The sequence below is a fragment of the Nocardioides maradonensis genome, assembly GCF_054777115.1.
In genome coordinates, this window is sequence record NZ_BAAHAZ010000016.1 from 82,227 (window position 1) to 99,806 (window position 17,580).

Here is a 17,580-nt window from a genome sequence, read left to right on the forward strand (position 1 = left end):
GCATGATCCGGATCGAGGGAGTGTCGAAGGCCTACGGCACCACGCGGGTGCTCTCCGACGTCTCCGTGGACGTGGAGGAGAAGCGGCTCACGCTGATCACCGGTCCCTCGGGGTCGGGGAAGACGACGCTGCTGAACCTGGTCGCCGCCATCGACCGGCCGGACACCGGCTCGGTCCAGGTCGGTGACCACCGCGTGACCGACCTCCGGGGCCGCGACCGCTCGCGGTACCGCGCGGCCGTCGGTCTCGTCTTCCAGCGCTCGGGCCTGCTCGGCGGGCTCACCGCACGCCAGAACATCGAGGTCGGCCACCGGCTCAACCGCTCGCGCGTGGACGAGGGATGGCTCGCCGATCTCGCGGACCGCCTCGGAGTGGCGCACGTCCTCGACCAGCTCGCGGCCGGTCTGTCCGGCGGTCAGGCACAGCGCGTCGCTCTGCTGCGTGCCGTCGCCCACCGGCCGGAGCTCGTCCTCGCCGACGAGCCGACGGCCGCCGTCGACAGCGAGGCCAAGGGGGCGATCCACGACCTGCTGCGCTGGCTCGTCGACCGCCACGGCGTCACCGTCGTCGTGGTGTCGCACGACGAGATCTCGTCCACCTACGCCGACCGGGTCGTGCGACTGGTCGACGGGCGGCTGACGACTCCCGGTGCCCGCTGAGGGACGAGCGCCGCCGACCGGATCGGTCGACGGCGCCGTCCGTTCCTCAGGTGGTCAGCGGACCGTGAAGCTCGATGTCCCCTTCGAGGCCTTGAGCCGGCTCGACCCGGCGTACGTCGCGGTCACGGTGTACTTCCCCTTCGTCCGCACCCCCGTGAAGACCGCGACCGCCTTGCCGCTGCTGAGCGTCTTGGTGGTGGAGGCGATCTTCTTGGTGCCGCGCTTGAGCACGAAGGTCACCTTGCCGGTGGCCTTGACGATGCCGTGGCTCGACGTCACCGTGGCGGTGCTGGTGGCGGCGTGCTTGGCCCGGCTGAACGCAGTCCTGCCGGTCGTCCGCGAGCCGTCCGTCACCGAGGTGATGGTGCCGAGCGTCGTGCTCTGACCGGTGCTCGGCGTGCAGGGCACGTCGAACGGCGAGGTGCCGCTGCCGGTGACCAGGCTCATCACCACGTCCTGCGCACCCGCGGCGAGCGTGGTGCTGGAGCCGGGCATCCCGGCGGTGATCGGCGCGAGCGCGCCCGTGGCCTCCAGCGGGACGGCCGTCCCGGTCGCGCCCGCCGGCGTTGACGGGATGGTCAGGTCGACGACCTTCGCGACACCGTTGACGAGGGTCGTCGAGTGGATCACCCCGGACAGCGAGGTGACGCCGAGCAGGCTGCGCATGGTGTCGGCGAGCGAGGATGGCACGGTCATCACGGTGGTGACGTTCGGTGCGGTGCTGCTGCCCGTCGGCAGCGTGGTCGGGGCGTTGCTGCTGATGGTGGCCGAGAACGTCTGCATGCCGACGACCGGCACGTTGCAGTCGAAGCTCAGCGTCGCCGCCGAGGCCGGCGCCGCGACTCCGAGGACGACGGTCGAGCCGACAGCGACGGCGGTCGCTCCGGCGCTGGCGATGGTGCGAAGGCGCGCACGAGGACGCACGTTCATAGGGGTTCCCTCCCTGTTCGATTTTCCGAATCGGCGGCGCGGCCCCTCCCGGACCTCGCCGCCACCCGCACCTCATCACATCCCCACCGAACATTCCAGGGGTGTTTGTCGCCTCCAGGAGCTGTTCCGCGAGTTCGACAAACAGTGGTGTGGCCCGCCTGGCGGAGCAGTACTGTGCGCTCGCCAACGGCGGTGAGCATCGGGGGATCCGCCATGTCGTTCGCATGCGAAGGCTCCCTGCCCGATGACGCTCGCCGCAGCACCAGCTCGTGTCGGTGTGAGTACCCCGTACTTCACGTTGTCGCGGAACCGCCTGATCGAGAGCGTCGCCACGCTGCGGCGCGCGGTGCCCGGTGTGCAGGTCTACTACGCGGTGAAGGCGAACCCCGAGGAGCCGGTTCTCCTCACGCTCGCCGAGGCGGGCGCCTCGTTCGAGGTTGCCTCGATCCACGAGATCGCACTTCTCCTCGGCCTCGGCATCTCTCCGGACCAGCTCGCCTTCGGTACGGCGATCAAGCCTGCGCACCACGTCGACGAGGCGAGTGCTCGGGGCATCCGGATCTTCAGCGCCGACACGAAGGCGGAGATCGACAAGATCGCGAAGCACGCTCCGCGCGCCTCCGTCTACGTCCGCGTGCGGGTCGACGACTCCCGATCATCGTTCGCGTTCGGCGAGAAGTTCGGTGCGGAGGTCGGTGGCGCGTACGGCCTGGCCACGTACGCGCGGTCACGGGGGCTCGACTGCCGGGGCCTCAGCTTTCACGTCGGGTCCCAGTCCCTCAGGCCGACGGCCTGGGCCGCCGCCATCGATCTCGTGCGACCGGTCTACGAGAAGCTCGCCGCAGATGGCGAGCCCTTGTCGCACCTGAACATCGGCGGCGGGTTCCCGTGCCAGTACGAAGGCCCCGAGGTCCCGCGGATGGCGGACATCGGCGCTGAGATCCAGCGCGCGTTGGCGACACTGCCCCCGGTCCAGGTCGTCGCCGAACCAGGCCGATTCGTCGTGGCGCCCGCGGCGACGCTGACGGTCGGGGTCGTGGGACGGTCCGATCGAGGCGGGTCGCACTGGCTCTTCCTCGACGCCGGCTGTTACAACGGCCTCTTCGAGGCGATGGCGTACCAAGGACGCACCCAGTACCCGGTCCGTGCCATCGACGCGAGCGACTCAGCCGGGACGCTCCTGTTCAACCTCGCCGGCCCGACGGGCGACTCGGCCGACGTGATCGCGCGCGACGTCCGCCTCCCCGCCGACGTACGTGAGGGGTCGTGCCTGGAGTTCGCGAACGTCGGGGCGTACACGATGTCGCTCGCGGTGCCGTTCAACGGCTTCCCACGGCCCCACCTGGTGGTCGAGTGAGCGCCTACGCCGTCGCCGTCGGGGGCGGCCTGCTGGCCATGTTCGGGTGGGGTCTCGCGGACTTCTTCGCGAAGGTCAGCGTCGACGCCCTTGACGAGCTGACCGCCCTGGTGTCGGGTCACGTCGTTGCCACCCTCCTCCTGGTGGCGCTGGCCGCCGGGACCTGGGACCAGTACGACGGTGCGCGCATCGGCGGGCCGGCAGCCATGACTGGCCTGGCGCTGCTGGGGATCCTCCAGGGCGTCATCTACCTGCTGCTGTACAAGGGATTCGGAGAGGGCGATGTCTCTCGGCTCAGTCCTGTCTTCGCCTCCTTCTCCGGGATCGTGGCGCTGACGGCGATCGCCTTCCTCGGGGACCGCGCGGACCTGTGGCGCTCGTTCGCGCTGGTCGGTGTGTTCGGCGGGGTGATCCTGCTGAGTGCCACCGACGGCGTGCCCGTCCTGCGCGGCATCGGGCGGGTCAAGGGGTTCCGGCCGGTGGGGCTCGCCACCTTGCTCGCGGCCGGCTGGACGGTCGGCTGGTCCGAGATCGTGAGGGACCGCGACCCGATCGCGTGCGCCGCCTTCATGTACGGGTGCATGACGGTCCTCTTCGTCGTGTTCGTGGTTGCCAGGAAGGCACCGCTGCGCGTGGGCCTGCGAGCGATCCCGGCCCTGGCGGGCATCGGGATGGGTGAGGCGGCGGCGTACGCCGGGATCTCGTGGGGCTACGAGGCCGGCTCCCACACCAGCGTCGTCGCACTTCTGAGTGGCGCGTTCTCCCTGCCGACGATGCTTCTGGCAGCAGTCTTCCTGCACGAGCGCCTCGGACGCCTGGCGATCGCCGGCGGCGCACTCGTCGTGATCGGCACCTCTGCTCTCGCCATGTTCTGACCGACTCGGACGTCCGGCGCACCTCATCCACAGATTCGGTCGAGAGCCCTCGCCATTGCGCGGTTCTTCGCTTACGGTCAGGGGGCCATCCACTCATCTCGGGAGTCCTCGTGGCCGTGCAGCAGCAACCCGTCGTACCGGCGACCGCCGACGTCGTCGGCGCGCTCGACGAGGCCCTCCGCGGAGCGGTACGACGGGACGGGCTGGACCCGCAGCACGAGGTCGGTGCCGTCCGGGCGCTCGCCCGCAGCCTGGTCCGCGCCCATGACGACCGCAGCCTGACGGGCGCCGTCGCGCCGGTCGCCGATCCCGAGGGTCTCGTCGCCGAGCTGGTCGCGCGGGTCGCGGGCTTCGGGCCGCTGCAGCCCTTCCTCGACGACCCGACGGTCGAGGAGCTGTGGATCAACTCCCCGGACCGCGTCTTCATCGCACGCAACGGCCGGCACGAGCTGACCAACCTGATCCTCACCGAGGCCCAGGTGACCGAGCTGGTCGAGCGGATGCTCAAGACCACCGGCCGCCGGATCGACCTGAGCCGCCCGTTCGTCGACGCGATGCTGCCCCAGGGCCACCGCCTCCACGTGGTGCTCAAGGGGATCAGCCGCGGCTTCTCCGCGGTGAACATCCGCAAGTTCGTCGTCCGCGCCTCCCGGCTGAGCGAGCTCGTCGAGCTCGGCAGCCTCACCCCGCAGGCCGCGTACTTCCTGGAGGCGTCGGTCCGCGCCGGTCTGAACATCCTGGTCACGGGCGGAACCCAGGCCGGCAAGACGACCATGCTCAACTGCCTCGCGGCCGCGATCCCCGGCGGGGAGCGGGTCATCACCGCCGAGGAGGTCTTCGAGATCCGCTTCCACCACCCGAAGTTTCTTGGCTCGCTATCCACCGGCGCGGCGTGAGGCCGTTCGGAGCGGTCTCGTGAATGTGGCCGTTTGCGGGCGAGACGACTGCTTGGTCCCTAGGTTTGCGCTGTGAATCGTCGTCTCGTCACCGGTCTCTGCGTCGTTCCGTTCGGACTGCCGCTGCTCACAGGTTGCGGCGGAACCTCTGGCGCTTCGGTAGACCAGCCGTCGCTCGCGACCATTGCGACGACTTCAGCATCGTCGTCACCGACGCCGTCGGCCACTCACGTCCCTGCATCGCATACCGCCAAGCCGAAGCCCAAGCCGTCGCCGACAGGTCCGATCAACGCCGCGCCCTACGGAGCGATCGACCGTCAAGCATTCATGCGGTTCGTCTCGATCATTCGGAACGCAGCATCTGGCGCTCCAAACAGTTTCCCGCCTGAGGACACGACGTTCGACAGCCTCGTCGGCACGGCGGGTTTCATCTGCAACTGGGTATCGAACGGCGGTAGCCCAGAGGGCATGTTGAACAGTTCCGGATACGACCTGTACGCATCGCACATGTACGTCGCCGCCGCGAAGGCCAGCCACATCTGTAGTTGATTCGGAACCTGGAGACAGCGCGGTGGCGTCGCAAGCGGAGGTTGGCTAGCCGCCAGCGTTACGGAGTTCTTCTTCGCTGTAACCGAACATGTAGTCCTCGTCCATGCCCTTCGAGCGCCAGATGTCCGCCGCGTCGTACACGCTGAGCGTCTCGTCGTCAGAGTCGTCGTCATCAGAGAACATCGAGGCGAGCGGCTCGCCATCGCCGTTGTGGTCCTCGCCGATCGTGCAACGGCAGACAACGTCGCTCATCTCGTAGTCGTCAACGTTCGTGCCGTCGCCGCGAACGAGCGTCGCTGTGGTCTTGTAGTGGCTGGGTCCGGTGGGCATCAGAACCTCCTTGGCGTCTGGGGCGTGGCCTCGCCAGCATCACATGAACGGCGCGATTCTGTACGCGAACTCGATCCAGTTCGAGGGCGTCCCAACACGGCGTCTGACTCGACGCCTCTGTTTGCAACGGCGCTTCGGCGGATTGCTCGTTCTGCCAGTGAGGTTCGCGGTCGGATCTTGCAGTTTGGAGCCGATCGGGCAGATCGTCACTGTGTAGAACGCGACGATTCGCCACAACATCGGATGTTGGAACGCGGATCCCGGGTTCTGCACTCGATGTTGAGCGCCGAAGTGGGCGTACAGCAGATTCGGTGACACATCCGGTGACAGGTGCACGCGCATGTGTCACCGGGTGTTTCCGCAGGTCAGGGGCGGTTTTGGCCTGTTTCGGTGACACCAGTGACACATAGGGTGCATTGCAGCGCCAACACCCCCCGGTGCTCACCTCCTACCCCCATCCCCCTCCTGATGTTCTGGTCATAAGTCAGTTTCATGTGTCACTGGTGTCACCGGCGGGGCGTTTCCGCAGGTCAGAGGAGGTTTTCGCCGGTGACACATGCCCCTTGGATGTGTCACCGGACCTGTCACTGGTGTCACCGGACCTGTCACCGGGCTTATGCGCACTGCGGCGGAGGGGCGGGACGGGCGCGCTGGTGTGCCGAGATCGTCGCGCTCATGCTCATGTACGGGCTCGTTCGTGCTGGTTCACCTGGGCCCTCTCCCCGAACGCCAACGCCGAAGACCTTCCGCGTGCGCGGAAACCCGCTACAACACTGGCGATTCTCGCCGAGAACGCCCGTCACAACATCGCCGGAACGCCTCGGCCGGGCGAGTTTCTGAGCGCCGAGATTCTCGCCAGATTCGTCCCTCTGAGGTACTCCCCAACGGGACTTTTCAGCGACCCCCAAACGTTGTCCCAGTAGGCCCCAATCGGGGTCTTTGGGACAGGTGTCCCGGAACGAGAGGGCAGAGTTTTGGGAACGAGCAAAGGGCAGGTGGTCGGCTACGTCAGGGTGTCGTCGGTCGGCCAGAACCCCGAGCGCCAATACGAGGCGATCGGCGAAGCAGACCGCGTCTTTGAAGACCGCGTGTCCGGCAGGAGCCGCGAGGAGCGGGCCGAGTTGCGCCGCATGATCGAGTACGTCCGCGACGGCGACCATCTGCGGGTGGCGAGCATGGACCGACTGGCTCGCAGCCTGCCCGACCTACTCGACCTCGTGCGCGAGTTGACCGGCAACGGCGTGGAGGTCGAGTTCGTGAAGGAGGCGCTCACCTTCCGCCCAGGTGCAGCGGACGCGTACGCCAACTTCCAGATGCACGTGCTCGGCGCAGTCGCCGAGTTGGAGCGCACGCTGATCGCCGAGCGGCGGGCCGAGGGCATCGCGCTGGCGAAGGCCAAGGGCAAGTACCGGGGCCGGAAGCCTGCGCTCACGCCGGAGAAGATTGAAGCCGCGCGGCGTCGCATCGAGGCGGGTGAACCCACGGCCCAAGTCGCACGCGATCTCGGCGTCGGGCGGTCGTCGCTGTACCGCGCCCTCAACGGCGAGGGCACGTACGCCGATCCCGCTGCGTGACGCGTCGTGCGGCCAGCCGATGGGTCACCCAATCCGTCGGATCCCGGTGGCAGGCTGCGGCCATGACCAGCACTCCTTGGAGCCGCGCACCCCACGCTGACGCCGTCATTGAGGCCGCGACGGCTATGGCCCTGTTCGCCGCAACCAGCCCAGGACTCGACGCGAGGCCGACCGCTCGTCGCGAGTTGCTTCGGCTCTACGTGCTGTCGCTGGTTACCCAGGGCACCCTGCCGAAGCAGGGTGCGACACGCTTCGTCAGCGTCGGCGCTCAGAAGGCCGCCGCCGGGGTCCCGGTTGAGCACGAGCACGTCTTCACCCGAGCCCATCTCGCCACGCTCATCGAGGCCAACCCCAACCAGCGGGCGATCCGCTGGATCATGGAGAACCTTGCCGTCGCCGCCACCGTGACCAAGGCAGAGCACGAACTTCTCAGTCGCGTCCCTAAGCACCTGACTGGTTGGGACCGGTACGCCGAAGCGGGGGTCGAGGTCATCGACCTCACGACGGGCGAGAGCGTCACCAGCAACCCGGAACTGCCCGACTGGCTCATCCGTGAAGGTGACGGGCGCACGGCGGTCCGGCTCCCGAGCGACGCGCTCGGCCGTCTGCTCCGGCACGAGGGGTTCGGGGCTCTCACGGATCCGGAGGTGGTTGACATCGAGGGGGCCAAGGACTGGCCGTTGCGCCGCGCCGAAGCCTTCGATGTGATCGAAGCCGTCTCCCACTACGCGGGGCAGGGCTTCCCCTCCCGCGAAGCCGCAGAGGACGCCCTGTTCGCCAACGCCGGAGGCTTTGGGATCCGCCAGTGGCTCCGAGACCTGGTCCTAGACATGCTCCAGTGACGCTGGTTCCTGCGTCGCGAGCGTGCAGTTGCTCAGGCGAACAGGTCGGCGGCGCTGACTCCGAGCGCGTCGGCGAGGAGCCACACCTTGCTCAGGCCGATCTCTCGGCGGCCTTGCTCCACGAAGCCGACGACGGTGCGGTGAAGCCCTGCGGCATGCGCCAGATCCTCTTGGCTGACGCCCTTCTGGGCGCGTAGTTCGCGGACTCGGTCCCCGAAGGCGCGGAGGTGGGCGGCGGCGTCTTCCTTGCGCCTCAGAGCCTCCGCGTCGTCCACGCGATCGACCGTAGAAACGCGCTGCGGATTGATCGACTGCGAATCCGCAGCACATGGTCGTATGCTCGAACACGCGGATCGGGCCGCTTCTCCGTTGGCATCAGTTCTTGGGGGATTAAGGCATGAGAACCGCTCGCACTAGCGGCATCGCCCGCGTCATCGCCGTCTTCGGTGTCTTGGTGGCTGGCCTCGCGGTGGCTCCACCCGCCGCGCACGGGTCGGTCTCGCCTAACCCCACGATGTCATTCCCCGATGACCGCAATGACCCGGCGTGCCCCGAGTGCGGCGACGCCGAGTTGTCGGCCGGTTCGACGACCACCGTCGTCTTCGACTTCACCAACTCGCCCCACGGGATCTACCACATGTGGGTCAAGTGCCCAGACATGGAATGGCCTGGATCCGTTGACACCACGACGACCTACGACGGCACGAACGCTGTGCAGTCGTTCCAGGTCACGTTGCCCGACGCGCCTCAGGAGAACTGTGACGCCACTGTCGATTGGGACGCCAACAACCCTGACCCTTGGCCGTGGAACGACGGAATGAGCGGATGGACGGACTACTTCCAAGTCGTCGGACCGTTGGGATTCTCCTCCGTCGCGGTTACCAACCCGACCTTCTACCCGGTCGTGCATGACGGGTACAAGGACACGACGGCCCTTCACGTGATCCAATCGCGGTTCATGGCGAGTGCCAGTCTCGACGTTTACAACGCCGCAACGGGCAGCCGCGTCCGGCACGAGGCTTGGTCGAACGTCCACAACTTCGGGGTCTACACCGGGGGTTGGTCGTTCTCAGCGAAGTGGAACGGACACCGCAACGACGGGGCTCTTGCCGCGCCTGGCAAGTACCGGCTCGTGCTCAAGGGCACAGATCAGGACGGTCACACGGCCACGGCAACCGGTGCAACGACGCTGGCAACCGGCTACTTCTGGCTTCACGGTCACCATGGCCTCAGTGGCAACGAAGGCCGCTTCTCCACCCGTGGCAACTGCGCGATCACACGAGACAACTACGACGCCACCGCGACGCTCGACTGCTGGGGTGGTCGGTACGCCAAGAACGCATTCGTGATCGGCATCCCGGCTGGCTCGACGGTCACTTCATGGAGGATCTACACGGGCCAGTCATCTGACGACATCTGCTGCCGTGGACGTATCACGAAGTCGTTTACGCGGCTCAGCGCAACGAAGTTCCTGCTCGTGCACAAGGTGACGGGCTGGCGGGCCTCAGTGACGCGAGGTGCAACGGTCTACTTCAAGCGTCGCGTGCATCGCTGAGCAGGGGCAGGCTCGCGACGCCCCGTAGCGGGCCGCTGAGCAGGGGCAGGCTCGCGACGCCCCGTAGCGGGCCGCTGAGCAGGGGCAGGCTCGCGACGCCCCGTAGCGGGCCGCTGGGCAGGTGCTGCTCCCGCTGGCACTGCACGAGCATGCGGCGCAGTCTGCGGGCCTGCTGGACGGCCTGCACGTCATCGTGGAGCCCATCGCCGAGCAGCCGGTACTTCGAGCCGTCGATCATCTTCACGGCCAGGACCGGCGGCAGGCCTGCCTTGCGGGCCTTCTCGGCGCAGTCCGGGCACAGCGGGCTGAGATCGAGCGCCACGGGCCGGACGGCCACGACATGGCGCAAGTTGATCCAGCCGTTTCCGACTGTGAAGTCCTCCCCGAGGTGGTGCACTTCCGCAAACTCCGGCTGGTGATAGTCGCCTATCATTAATGCATCCTCTCTTGCGTGTGGATACGGGTGGGAAGCCCCGGAGCGAGCGCCAGTCTGCTCCGGGGTTTCTCTATGTCAGGGACACGGTCGGTTTTGCCGTTGCAGAAGTCGAGATCTGTTCGTGCCAGGCCGTTTGTAGAACTCGCGCTTTCGTGCGGAAGCTTGTATTCCGAGAAACTGGAGAAGATCCGCGAAGGCGGCGGTTTAAGCACCTCGACCATCGGGTTCGTGTACCTTCCGGAACTCACCTTCGTGACGCAGGACGCGACTTTGAGGCCGGGATTCTCGGCATCGGCCAGCCAACTCGTCAGATGGGCCTTGCCGCACGCCGGGCAGGTGTAGGACACGAGCCGCTGCCCGCTCGGGGCACTTCTGTGGGGGTCCGGGTAGGCGAAGTCCGCCACCACGACCGGGATCTCGGGCCGGACGGTCCGAGCGGGCTTCGGCGTCGGCCGCTCGGCGCGGAGCACCTGGTTGTAATGCCTCGGGCAGAGACCGCGAGCAGTCGTGGGCCGATCGCAGTCGGGCTCGGAGCACTCGACGGGCTGCATCTTGGGCCTGCCCATGTCACGCACCGCCTTCGGGGAGGCCGCCAGGGCTCGCCAGCGGGCCAGAATCAGCCTCAGGGGCCTCGATCCGGCGCGAGATGTACTCGGGCACTCCTCCGTCGCGATCGAGCCCGCAGAGCCGGTAGAACACGGCCGCTCCGGCCTCGCCGTATGCCGGGAGCCGGTGCGCCCAGGTGACCGAGAGGGTCTTGGCGAGATCAGCCAGAGCATCGAGGGCCGCGCGCTTCTCGTTCGGCGTGCGGTCCGAGTGGAGGACGTCGAACAGCGACGCCTCGACGTGGGCGGCCACGTCGAGCGCACTGATGATCGGCCGGATGAAGTCGTCGGTTGAGCCCTTGATGCGGTGCGTGGCTGCCACGATCACGCACCTGCCCGAGGAGAGACCCACCCACGGTTGGCCCAGGCCGTCAGGTCGGCGGGCCGGATCAGGATGCGGCCGTGCCACCCGCCGGGCTGCCACGCGGCCAGGTCACCTCTCCTGACGGCCGCCCTGATGGTCTTCTCGCTCACCCCGGTGCGTACCGCTGCTGCTGCGGGGGTGAGGTAGTCCGGCTGCCTCGTCATGTTGCTCACTGCCCTTTGCTGGTATTGCTGCCTTTCCTCCTATTCTCCTCTCTTTCGCGCGGCACTTTCGTCGCGCGGAACATCGGAAGGTACCGGCGTCGGCGGGGCGGCGGGGGCCTTCTCCCTTAGTTAGCGGTATTGCCCCACTGATAAACTCGGAGGTGCCGTAGCGGCATCCTGAGGTAGCGAGCCCATCCCGCGTGTAAACGGCAATCCGCCGCACGCATAAGACGAGATGAGGCACACAAGATGGTTTACGAAGTTGATAGCCGGATCGCCGAAGCCGACCGGATTCTGGCCCAGTTTGAGAGGGCCAATGTGCCGACGAACATCGCAGCCGAGATGCTTCCGGCGCTCCTGTCGCCGAGCGAGTCGGTCCGGGCCGAAGCCGGACGCTGGCTCACCCAGCACGCGTCGGTCGGCCTGGGCGTCGCCGACACTGAGCAGGATGCCCGCGAACTCCGCCAGATCCAGTTGGCAGCGCGGCAGCACGTCCAGTCGGTCAAGGCCAGCAACCCGGCGGCAGTGCCCTCGGTGCCTGGCCTGGAGGCCCGCTTCCACGCCAGCGACGAGGCACTCAACGCCCGCGCCGACGAGGCCATGCGTAGCCCCGGAACTCCTGGCGATTCAGCCGGGAACGCCGCCCGTCTGGCAGCGGCCGAGGCCGACGTCGATGCCGCCGAGGCGGCCGACCAGTGGCTCTGGGGGCGGTGACCATGGGACGCACGATCGACACTCCGACCATGTACGGAGGCTGGGAGCCCGCCAGCCCCACGGTGGACCTGTCCAACGGCGCCGACGCCCCGGACGCCTACAGCGGCATCGACCTGTCGAATCCGGTGACCGGCGACGTCATCGAGTTGTCGAACGAGCAGGCGAGCGCCGTCGCGAACTACGTCATGGACCTGGCCGCTCGGGCCGAGGCGATTGCCGACGAGTTCCACCGGCGCTTCGACCAGTTGGGCGGTCGGCTGTGAGCGGCAGTGCCTACCTTGGCGACCGGCCCGGCTACTCGGAGTACCTCGCCGAGCAGGCAGCCCTCGCACGTGTCGAGTCGAGCCGGATCCAGCACCCGGCCGGTTCGGACCGCCCCCTCCGCCACGTGGTCTTCGAGGACGGACCCGTGGAGATCTCCCGCACCGCGAGGGGTGTCACGCTCCAGATGAGCGACGGCAGTACCAAGCGGCTTCACGACGGGGTCTTGGTGACCTACAGCGACGGCTCACGCACCTACCTCCACCAGCAGCCGGTGTTCGACCGGGGGACCGAGCGCACCGAACTCCAGTGGGTGGCCGTGCCGCTGCCGCCGGTCGAGCCCATCGAGTGACCTCGGAGGTCGCGAATGCTGAGCGCGACCTCCGACGCGGCCGGGTTCGGCCTTCTCGCCCGGCCGCCAAGAGGCCCGGTCCTGAGCAGTCAGGGCCGGGCTTCGTTGCCTTCCAGATCGCGCAGCAGGGCCTCGGCTCGGCGCTGGGCCTCCTGTATCGCCTTGAGCCCGTGAATCCCGCCAGCGGGTCGAGCACGCACACGCTCGGCGAACACGACCTCGAAGATCGTTTCGGTCCACTGCGCCCGGTGCTCGCTCACGCCTCCAGTGTGCGTGTAAACGCAGGGCGCGGAGCGGGACTTTTCAGGCCATGGACCGTGTTGACACCCGGATGAAGGGCCTCAACCCGTGGCCCCGCTGAGAGAGGACCAACGATGGTCGAAGCCTTCCGCACCAACGGCTCGTCGCCCCCGCGTCGAGCAAGCCTTACCCGCCGTCACTTCCAGCGCATCGCTGACGGCATCCAGTACGTCGCGCACGACCCCTCGGCCGACCCGGCCACGGTCGCCAAGGTGGCCCACGAGGTCGCCAACGCCTGCTCTGTCTTCAACCCCGCGTTCGATCGCAGGAAGTTCCTAGCGGCTTGCGGCGTGGACGGGGGCGTGTCGGCATGAAGACGCTCGGACATTTCGCCGAGACCTTCGTCTGCGTCTTCCTCGCGTTGGTCCTGGTGGTCCACGCCCACAAGTTCGCAGTGGTCGTGGCGGTCCTCGGAACGCTCGTCGTCTTCGGCATCGCCGCCGTGGACCTCTACGGGCGGCTGGGCCGCCGGTCAGGTGGTGCCCGGTGATCGCCGTGATCCTGACGCCCGATGGCGGGGTCGAGCGTCGCGAGATCTCGGCTGATCTCGCGACGCTCCAGTCGCTCGTGGGTGGCCTCATCGAGCACGTGCCGGTGAGCCTCGACGCGCACCTCTGGTGTAACGAAGAAGGTCGGCTCCTCCGACTGCCGATCAACAAGGAAGCCTCGATCCTGGCCGGTCGCCTGATCGTCGGTCCGGCCGTGCTGGTCGGGGTGGACGAGGACGGCGAGGACACCGACCTTCCGGCCGAATGGCTGAGGTGAGCCGATGACCACCGACCTGCTGACCAATGTGATCGCCTACGAGGCAGGGCAACTGGACGACGCCGAGACCGTCGAGTTCTTCGGCGACCTCGTGCAGTCCGGCCTTGTCTGGCAACTCCAAGGCCACTACGGCCGCACGGCGATGCGGCTCATCGCCGAGGGACTGCTCAGCCCGGAGGGCGAGGTGCTCGCCACCATCTAACGGCACGCCACGGCCCGGCTCCCGCATTGGATGGGGGGAGCCGGGCCTTCGGCTATCCGTAGGCCGATCCGATCTTCGGCGCAGTGATGATCGGTCTCAGGTTCTCTGCGGGCGAACCAGTCCAGGTGAGCGGCACCGCCGGGTTCGACGTAGATGACCAACGCCTGCCAACCGTCCGGCGTCTGCTTCCATTCGAGAACGAGCCCGGCGTATTCGGTCGGCATGAAGGGCCGCTTCGCCCTCACGTGCCGCGTCCTCGCCACCAGCGCATTCTATCGAACAAGCGTTCGAGAATGGCCTAGGCGTCGAACAGGTCGGAGATCCAGTCGTCCTCGAAGCCCCGGTAACGCACGACGTTCGATTCGCGCACGTTCGACGCTGCGATGGGGAGGACGTCACCGTAGATCTCGCCGCCGCCCGGAACCGTGTCGATGACGGGTCTCCGGCGGGGCCGTGCCTTGCGCTTCGGCCGATACTGGAGCAGTGAGCCGGGCTTGGTCTGAGGCTGCTCGAACGACTCGGCGGCCCGCCGCCGGTTCGCAGCGCGGAACTCGGCCTCCAGTTGTTCGGCGGTGAGTTCCGGTGCTTCGGCGGGGTCGTGGTCTGCCTTCTTGGTGCTCACAACTCCACCACCTTGTCGAGCGATCCGGCGGGCATCAACGCCTCCAGGAGAGCCTTGTCCGCCACTGTGAGCCGCCGCCCGATCATGGCCTCGGCGACGTCGTGGACCGCCTCCCGCACGGTCGTCTGGTTGTCGTTCTTCATCACAAGGTGCTCCAATCGAAGGCAGTGTCGTAGCCGTATGAGCCGGGGCCTTCATCGTCATAGCCCGGGAAGTCGTGGTCTGTCTCGGTGGCTGTCTGCTCGGCCCGGCTTGCCTTCCAAGCCGCAGTCCGTTCGGCGCGAGCCCGAGCGTTGTCGGCCGCGATCTGCTGCTTCTCCTCGGCCTCGGCGGCACGGTGGGCGAGTAACTGGGCGACGGCCGTGTTCTTGCCGTCTCCGCGCCGCCGGTCGGCCTGCCTAGCCCGCCGCATCTCCCAGCGGTCGTTGGACTTACGCCAGCGCCGGAGATGCTCGCGCTTGATGTATCCAGGGTCGGTGGACCACAAGAGGTAGGCGTTGAGCCGCTCCCGTGCCTGTTCCCTGGCACGCACGGTGTTGCCGGAGTGCTTGATACAGCGGAATCCAAAGGGGGGTGCGTAGTTCTTGCACGGCTCGCCGGTCTGACGGCACTTCGCTCCGCACACCTTGGGCTCCGCGTACCGTGACACGTCCTCGTTGTTCACCATCGTTCTCACCTCCCCAGGCTCAGTCCGACGAATCCGCGAACCCGACCGGACTTGCGGGTGGCGCAGTGGATGACGGAGTCGGGGTACGCCGCGTTCAGGTCACGTGCGAAGACCGCAGACGAAGTCACGTAGTGGCCGTGGCGGGTAGCCCAGAGCGCGTACTCCTTGTAGAGGTCTTCGGTCGGCACGAACTTCGTCGGGTCGAGAACGCACATCTCGTCCACGAACGCGGTGGTCGGGTTGCCGATCTCCCGCATCTCCCTCTGCATCTCCCGGCCGGACTCCGTTTCGGTGAACTTCCCATTCCGGGTGAGCCGCCTCAGCCCCTCCAATGCCCACTTGACGATGCCGGGGATCTCCGCGAGCACCCGTGTCTGGAGCCCCAGATCCTCACGGTTCAGGTACGACTCGCCCATCTTGAGGAACAGGAAGCGGCTCGACAGAGCCTCGCTGGCTTCGATCAGGGCGGGCACCTCGTTCGTGCCGAGCATCAGCCTCGCGCCGCAGCGGACGCTGACCGGATCCTTGTGCTTCCTGTCGATCGTGATGGAGTCCTGACCGATCAACGAGAGGAGACGGCGCACCGTCGCCTTGTCGGTCCTCATCTCGAACCGGGCGTCACCGACTGTTGCGAGCCCCTTGCCGATGACCGGCTGGAGCCCGAAGTTCGTGCCGAACGCTCCAAGGTCGAGACCAACCGAACCGTCACCCATCATCGCCTCGGCGACCATGAGGATCGTGCCCTTCCCGGACCGGGGAGGTCCGACCATCATCAGCGCCTTCTGCTGCTTCGTGTCGCCGGACAACAGGTAGCCGAACCACTCCTGGAGCAGCAGGCGCTCGTCGGTGCCGTCCGTGTAGCCGATCGAGTCAAGGAACTTGAACCATTCCACCGGATCATCGGCGTCGGGGTCGTAGTCGTCGGGCACGACCCATCTGACGTCCATCGAAGGATCGAGCGGCCGGAGCGTCCCCGTGGTCACGTCCAGCCAGCCGTTACGGAACGGGACACCGCCGCTCGGCCGAATCAACTCTCCGGCGGCACCGTGGTGGGAGACGAGCGTCTTGTCCACCAGAGCGCCGTACACCTCGGCCTTGAACCGGCGGGTGGGCTTGATCGGCACGACCTCGCCGTCAGCGTTCACGCACGTTGCGCCCAGCACATCCTCAACAAGCCGAGCACCCATCTCGACCTGGGTGAGCGGCCGGTAGTGCTCCGCACCATCATCGCCGCCCTCCCACAGCCAGAACCCCACATCGGCGTACCGCAGCGTGAGGGTGCCGTTGCGCTTGTAGTGGCGGTCGAGGTACTCGTCCACGAACGGGTAGGGCTCGCTGAGTCCGTTGACGAGGTAGGGGGTGTCCGCCTCAGCCCGTGAGTCGGCCCATGCGGCCCCGGAGGCGCTGACGAGGGTCTTCCCGGCTACGGCGATCGACTTCGGGGGCTCGGCGGCTGACCGTGCATCGAGCCCAGCCGCCTGCTGCCTCCGGGTCTTCGGAGCCGGAGCCAGCCCCGAGTAGGCGACGAGGTCGGCATCGGTCAGCGGCCGGATGTGCCTGGCCTGCTTGCGCTGGAGGACGTCGTAGGCGTCGTCCTTCGGGCTGAGCATCTCCACAGGCACGCCCCACACGGCCCCGTCCACACCAGCGGCCTTGAGGTCGGCGATGAGGGCGCGGGCACGATTGACTCCGGCCTCGTCGGCGTCGGGCCACACCCGGACCTCGAACCGGTCGAAGCCGTAGCGGGTCACCCAGCCTTCGGTGAGAGGCGCGCTGGCTCCACCCTGGAACGTGGTGGCCTGCTTGCCACGCTTGAGCAGGGCATGAACCGCCTTCTCGCCCTCCACCAACCACAGCACCGGGTCATCAGACTCTGCCCACTCGGCGAACCGCTCGTAGAGGTAGGGCGTGCGCTCGGTGTCGGGGGTGAAGCCGGTCATCCAGCCCGTGCCCCGGACGTACCGCTTGACGAAGAAGGACTTGTTGGGCTGGAGGTCGCCGTTCTCGTCAGCCTCGTCCCACTGCACCCGGTATGCCCGGAAGTTCGGCTTGCCGTCCGCGAACTTGTACGGGTAGGTGATCCGCTCGACGTTTACACGCTCGGATCCATCCCCCTTCATACGGTGTGAACCGGACAGCGCGGCACGCTCGCCCCACGTCACGTCCTCGGCGTCGGTCACCCGGGCGCCGCCTCGAAGGTTGATGCCGAGGGCGGTCTCCACCTCGTGGAGCCAGTCGAGACGGCCGTAGTCGGCGTCGCCGGAGTAGACCTGCTCGCAGACCTTGCAGTTGGGGATCGGAAGTCCGTTGTGGCCGACCGTCACGTCGAGGCTGGGCCTCTCGTCCTCGTGGCCGGGGTAGGGGCACTGGAACCGGCCGCCCTCGCTGGTTGATCCGGCGTACGCCATGCCCGCCTTCTCCATGGCGTCGAAGAACGCCGCGAAGGTAGTGCCCTCGGGCGCTGTCGGATAGCCGGGCGCGGCCTCGGTCGGATTGGTAGGAGTCTTCTGCTTCGGCATCGAAGTGCCTCTCGTCTAGGTCTGGCTTGGTTGCGTGTGTTG

26 protein-coding genes are annotated in these 17,580 nt (G+C 67.5%); 15 read left to right on the forward strand and 11 right to left on the reverse strand.

Annotated features, from left to right (window positions below; all coding sequences use genetic code 11):
* Window positions 1-2 precede the first annotated feature (2 nt).
* Window positions 3-659 carry an ABC transporter ATP-binding protein gene (locus ACYVAQ_RS18045; protein ID WP_460791828.1) on the forward strand — a complete coding sequence of 219 codons (657 nt, stop codon included), beginning with the start codon at window positions 3-5 and terminating at the stop codon, window positions 657-659.
* Between the two features lie 54 nt (window positions 660-713).
* Here the strand turns inward: ACYVAQ_RS18045 and ACYVAQ_RS18050 are convergent, their stop codons facing one another.
* Window positions 714-1,589, reverse strand: coding sequence for a DUF6801 domain-containing protein (locus ACYVAQ_RS18050; RefSeq protein ID WP_460791829.1), 876 nt, complete (start codon window positions 1,587-1,589; stop codon window positions 714-716).
* A 277-nt stretch (window positions 1,590-1,866) separates the two neighbouring features.
* On the opposite strand from ACYVAQ_RS18050, the gene ACYVAQ_RS18055 reads away from it, so the two are divergent.
* The 4 genes from ACYVAQ_RS18055 (at window position 1,867) to ACYVAQ_RS18070 (ending at window position 5,266) form a co-directional block, all read left to right on the forward strand.
* The gene (locus ACYVAQ_RS18055) at window positions 1,867-2,946 is read left to right on the forward strand and encodes a type III PLP-dependent enzyme (protein ID WP_460791830.1); all 1,080 of its coding nucleotides are present in this window, start codon (window positions 1,867-1,869) and stop codon (window positions 2,944-2,946) included.
* A complete protein-coding gene (locus ACYVAQ_RS18060) occupies window positions 2,943-3,821 on the forward strand; it encodes an EamA family transporter (protein ID WP_460791831.1) in 879 nt (292 codons plus the stop codon). The genes ACYVAQ_RS18055 and ACYVAQ_RS18060 overlap by 4 nt, the downstream gene beginning before the upstream one ends.
* Window positions 3,822-3,931: 110 nt before the next feature.
* On the forward strand, window positions 3,932-4,717 hold the full coding sequence (locus tag ACYVAQ_RS18065; protein ID WP_460791832.1) for a CpaF family protein: 786 nt from the start codon (window positions 3,932-3,934) through the stop codon (window positions 4,715-4,717).
* A 72-nt stretch (window positions 4,718-4,789) separates the two neighbouring features.
* Window positions 4,790-5,266, forward strand: coding sequence for a hypothetical protein (locus ACYVAQ_RS18070; RefSeq protein WP_460791833.1), 477 nt, complete (start codon window positions 4,790-4,792; stop codon window positions 5,264-5,266).
* Window positions 5,267-5,311: 45 nt separating this feature from the next.
* Here the strand turns inward: ACYVAQ_RS18070 and ACYVAQ_RS18075 are convergent, their stop codons facing one another.
* On the reverse strand, window positions 5,312-5,596 hold the full coding sequence (locus ACYVAQ_RS18075) for a hypothetical protein (protein ID WP_460791834.1): 285 nt from the start codon (window positions 5,594-5,596) through the stop codon (window positions 5,312-5,314).
* A gap of 995 nt (window positions 5,597-6,591) precedes the next feature.
* Between ACYVAQ_RS18075 and ACYVAQ_RS18080 the strand changes: the two genes are divergently transcribed.
* Both ACYVAQ_RS18080 and ACYVAQ_RS18085 read left to right on the forward strand, forming a co-directional pair.
* Complete coding sequence (locus ACYVAQ_RS18080; protein WP_460791835.1) at window positions 6,592-7,170, forward strand: recombinase family protein; 579 nt, start codon at window positions 6,592-6,594, stop codon at window positions 7,168-7,170.
* Window positions 7,171-7,232: 62 nt separating this feature from the next.
* Window positions 7,233-8,012 carry a hypothetical protein gene (locus ACYVAQ_RS18085; RefSeq protein WP_460791836.1) on the forward strand — a complete coding sequence of 260 codons (780 nt, stop codon included), beginning with the start codon at window positions 7,233-7,235 and terminating at the stop codon, window positions 8,010-8,012.
* A gap of 32 nt (window positions 8,013-8,044) precedes the next feature.
* Here the strand turns inward: ACYVAQ_RS18085 and ACYVAQ_RS18090 are convergent, their stop codons facing one another.
* Window positions 8,045-8,287 carry a helix-turn-helix domain-containing protein gene (locus tag ACYVAQ_RS18090; RefSeq protein ID WP_460791837.1) on the reverse strand — a complete coding sequence of 81 codons (243 nt, stop codon included), beginning with the start codon at window positions 8,285-8,287 and terminating at the stop codon, window positions 8,045-8,047.
* Between the two features lie 122 nt (window positions 8,288-8,409).
* Between ACYVAQ_RS18090 and ACYVAQ_RS18095 the strand changes: the two genes are divergently transcribed.
* Complete coding sequence (locus ACYVAQ_RS18095) at window positions 8,410-9,567, forward strand: hypothetical protein (protein WP_460791838.1); 1,158 nt, start codon at window positions 8,410-8,412, stop codon at window positions 9,565-9,567.
* Here the strand turns inward: ACYVAQ_RS18095 and ACYVAQ_RS18100 are convergent.
* The 3 genes from ACYVAQ_RS18100 to ACYVAQ_RS18110 all read right to left on the reverse strand — a co-directional run bounded on the left by ACYVAQ_RS18100 (window position 9,545) and on the right by ACYVAQ_RS18110 (window position 11,136).
* Window positions 9,545-10,000 (reverse strand): hypothetical protein, encoded by a 456-nt coding sequence (locus ACYVAQ_RS18100; protein ID WP_460791839.1) that lies wholly within the window; start codon window positions 9,998-10,000, stop codon window positions 9,545-9,547. The genes ACYVAQ_RS18095 and ACYVAQ_RS18100 overlap by 23 nt on opposite strands.
* A gap of 570 nt (window positions 10,001-10,570) precedes the next feature.
* Window positions 10,571-10,930 carry a hypothetical protein gene (locus ACYVAQ_RS18105; RefSeq protein WP_460791840.1) on the reverse strand — a complete coding sequence of 120 codons (360 nt, stop codon included), beginning with the start codon at window positions 10,928-10,930 and terminating at the stop codon, window positions 10,571-10,573.
* Window positions 10,931-10,932: 2 nt separating this feature from the next.
* Window positions 10,933-11,136 (reverse strand): helix-turn-helix domain-containing protein, encoded by a 204-nt coding sequence (locus ACYVAQ_RS18110; protein ID WP_460791841.1) that lies wholly within the window; start codon window positions 11,134-11,136, stop codon window positions 10,933-10,935.
* Window positions 11,137-11,385: 249 nt separating this feature from the next.
* Here ACYVAQ_RS18110 and ACYVAQ_RS18115 point away from each other — a divergent pair, with 249 nt between their 5' ends.
* From ACYVAQ_RS18115 to ACYVAQ_RS18125, 3 genes are read left to right on the forward strand one after another with little or no spacing between them, the layout of a single operon-like run.
* Complete coding sequence (locus ACYVAQ_RS18115) at window positions 11,386-11,850, forward strand: hypothetical protein (protein WP_460791842.1); 465 nt, start codon at window positions 11,386-11,388, stop codon at window positions 11,848-11,850.
* Window positions 11,851-11,852: 2 nt separating this feature from the next.
* On the forward strand, window positions 11,853-12,113 hold the full coding sequence (locus ACYVAQ_RS18120; RefSeq protein ID WP_460791843.1) for a hypothetical protein: 261 nt from the start codon (window positions 11,853-11,855) through the stop codon (window positions 12,111-12,113).
* Window positions 12,110-12,463 (forward strand): hypothetical protein, encoded by a 354-nt coding sequence (locus tag ACYVAQ_RS18125; RefSeq protein ID WP_460791844.1) that lies wholly within the window; start codon window positions 12,110-12,112, stop codon window positions 12,461-12,463. Before ACYVAQ_RS18120 ends, ACYVAQ_RS18125 begins: the two co-directional genes overlap by 4 nt.
* Before the next feature lie 89 nt (window positions 12,464-12,552).
* Here ACYVAQ_RS18125 and ACYVAQ_RS18130 read toward each other — a convergent pair whose 3' ends face one another.
* Window positions 12,553-12,723, reverse strand: coding sequence for a hypothetical protein (locus ACYVAQ_RS18130; RefSeq protein ID WP_460791845.1), 171 nt, complete (start codon window positions 12,721-12,723; stop codon window positions 12,553-12,555).
* Window positions 12,724-12,837: 114 nt separating this feature from the next.
* Here ACYVAQ_RS18130 and ACYVAQ_RS18135 point away from each other — a divergent pair, with 114 nt between their 5' ends.
* Genes ACYVAQ_RS18135 through ACYVAQ_RS18150 form a run of 4 tightly spaced genes read left to right on the forward strand, consistent with a single transcriptional unit; the run spans window position 12,838 to window position 13,730 of the window.
* Window positions 12,838-13,077 carry a hypothetical protein gene (locus ACYVAQ_RS18135; RefSeq protein WP_460791847.1) on the forward strand — a complete coding sequence of 80 codons (240 nt, stop codon included), beginning with the start codon at window positions 12,838-12,840 and terminating at the stop codon, window positions 13,075-13,077.
* Window positions 13,074-13,253: a hypothetical protein gene (locus tag ACYVAQ_RS18140; RefSeq protein ID WP_460791848.1), complete on the forward strand. Its 180-nt coding sequence runs from the start codon at window positions 13,074-13,076 to the stop codon at window positions 13,251-13,253. Before ACYVAQ_RS18135 ends, ACYVAQ_RS18140 begins: the two co-directional genes overlap by 4 nt.
* Window positions 13,250-13,528, forward strand: coding sequence for a DUF3846 domain-containing protein (locus ACYVAQ_RS18145; RefSeq protein ID WP_460791849.1), 279 nt, complete (start codon window positions 13,250-13,252; stop codon window positions 13,526-13,528). The genes ACYVAQ_RS18140 and ACYVAQ_RS18145 overlap by 4 nt, the downstream gene beginning before the upstream one ends.
* A 4-nt stretch (window positions 13,529-13,532) precedes the next feature.
* Complete coding sequence (locus ACYVAQ_RS18150; protein ID WP_460791850.1) at window positions 13,533-13,730, forward strand: DUF7417 domain-containing protein; 198 nt, start codon at window positions 13,533-13,535, stop codon at window positions 13,728-13,730.
* Window positions 13,731-14,028: 298 nt separating this feature from the next.
* On the opposite strand, the gene ACYVAQ_RS18155 is transcribed toward ACYVAQ_RS18150, so the two are convergent.
* From ACYVAQ_RS18155 to ACYVAQ_RS18170, 4 genes are read right to left on the reverse strand one after another with little or no spacing between them, the layout of a single operon-like run.
* A complete protein-coding gene (locus ACYVAQ_RS18155) occupies window positions 14,029-14,352 on the reverse strand; it encodes a hypothetical protein (protein ID WP_460791851.1) in 324 nt (107 codons plus the stop codon).
* A complete protein-coding gene (locus ACYVAQ_RS18160) occupies window positions 14,349-14,495 on the reverse strand; it encodes a hypothetical protein (protein WP_460791852.1) in 147 nt (48 codons plus the stop codon). The genes ACYVAQ_RS18155 and ACYVAQ_RS18160 overlap by 4 nt, the downstream gene beginning before the upstream one ends.
* Window positions 14,495-15,019 carry a hypothetical protein gene (locus tag ACYVAQ_RS18165; RefSeq protein ID WP_460791853.1) on the reverse strand — a complete coding sequence of 175 codons (525 nt, stop codon included), beginning with the start codon at window positions 15,017-15,019 and terminating at the stop codon, window positions 14,495-14,497. Before ACYVAQ_RS18165 ends, ACYVAQ_RS18160 begins: the two co-directional genes overlap by 1 nt.
* 5 nt (window positions 15,020-15,024) lie before the next feature.
* A complete protein-coding gene (locus ACYVAQ_RS18170; protein ID WP_460791854.1) occupies window positions 15,025-17,538 on the reverse strand; it encodes a phage/plasmid primase, P4 family in 2,514 nt (837 codons plus the stop codon).
* Window positions 17,539-17,580 lie beyond the last annotated feature (42 nt).

Bases quoted from the DNA above. Each gene is read 5' to 3' on its own strand.
- ACYVAQ_RS18085 (WP_460791836.1), top strand. From the start codon at position 7,233: ATGACCAGCACTCCTTGGAGCCGCGCACCCCACGCTGACGCCGTCATT.
- ACYVAQ_RS18160 (WP_460791852.1), bottom strand. From the start codon at position 14,495: ATGAAGAACGACAACCAGACGACCGTGCGGGAGGCGGTCCACGACGTC.
- ACYVAQ_RS18075 (WP_460791834.1), bottom strand. From the start codon at position 5,596: ATGCCCACCGGACCCAGCCACTACAAGACCACAGCGACGCTCGTTCGC.
- ACYVAQ_RS18140 (WP_460791848.1), top strand. From the start codon at position 13,074: ATGAAGACGCTCGGACATTTCGCCGAGACCTTCGTCTGCGTCTTCCTC.
- ACYVAQ_RS18170 (WP_460791854.1), bottom strand. From the start codon at position 17,538: ATGCCGAAGCAGAAGACTCCTACCAATCCGACCGAGGCCGCGCCCGGC.
- ACYVAQ_RS18120 (WP_460791843.1), top strand. From the start codon at position 11,853: ATGGGACGCACGATCGACACTCCGACCATGTACGGAGGCTGGGAGCCC.
- ACYVAQ_RS18150 (WP_460791850.1), top strand. From the start codon at position 13,533: ATGACCACCGACCTGCTGACCAATGTGATCGCCTACGAGGCAGGGCAA.
- ACYVAQ_RS18110 (WP_460791841.1), bottom strand. From the start codon at position 11,136: ATGACGAGGCAGCCGGACTACCTCACCCCCGCAGCAGCAGCGGTACGC.
- ACYVAQ_RS18095 (WP_460791838.1), top strand. From the start codon at position 8,410: ATGAGAACCGCTCGCACTAGCGGCATCGCCCGCGTCATCGCCGTCTTC.
- ACYVAQ_RS18135 (WP_460791847.1), top strand. From the start codon at position 12,838: ATGGTCGAAGCCTTCCGCACCAACGGCTCGTCGCCCCCGCGTCGAGCA.
- ACYVAQ_RS18100 (WP_460791839.1), bottom strand. From the start codon at position 10,000: ATGATAGGCGACTATCACCAGCCGGAGTTTGCGGAAGTGCACCACCTC.
- ACYVAQ_RS18115 (WP_460791842.1), top strand. From the start codon at position 11,386: ATGGTTTACGAAGTTGATAGCCGGATCGCCGAAGCCGACCGGATTCTG.
- ACYVAQ_RS18050 (WP_460791829.1), bottom strand. From the start codon at position 1,589: ATGAACGTGCGTCCTCGTGCGCGCCTTCGCACCATCGCCAGCGCCGGA.
- ACYVAQ_RS18165 (WP_460791853.1), bottom strand. From the start codon at position 15,019: ATGGTGAACAACGAGGACGTGTCACGGTACGCGGAGCCCAAGGTGTGC.
- ACYVAQ_RS18045 (WP_460791828.1), top strand. From the start codon at position 3: ATGATCCGGATCGAGGGAGTGTCGAAGGCCTACGGCACCACGCGGGTG.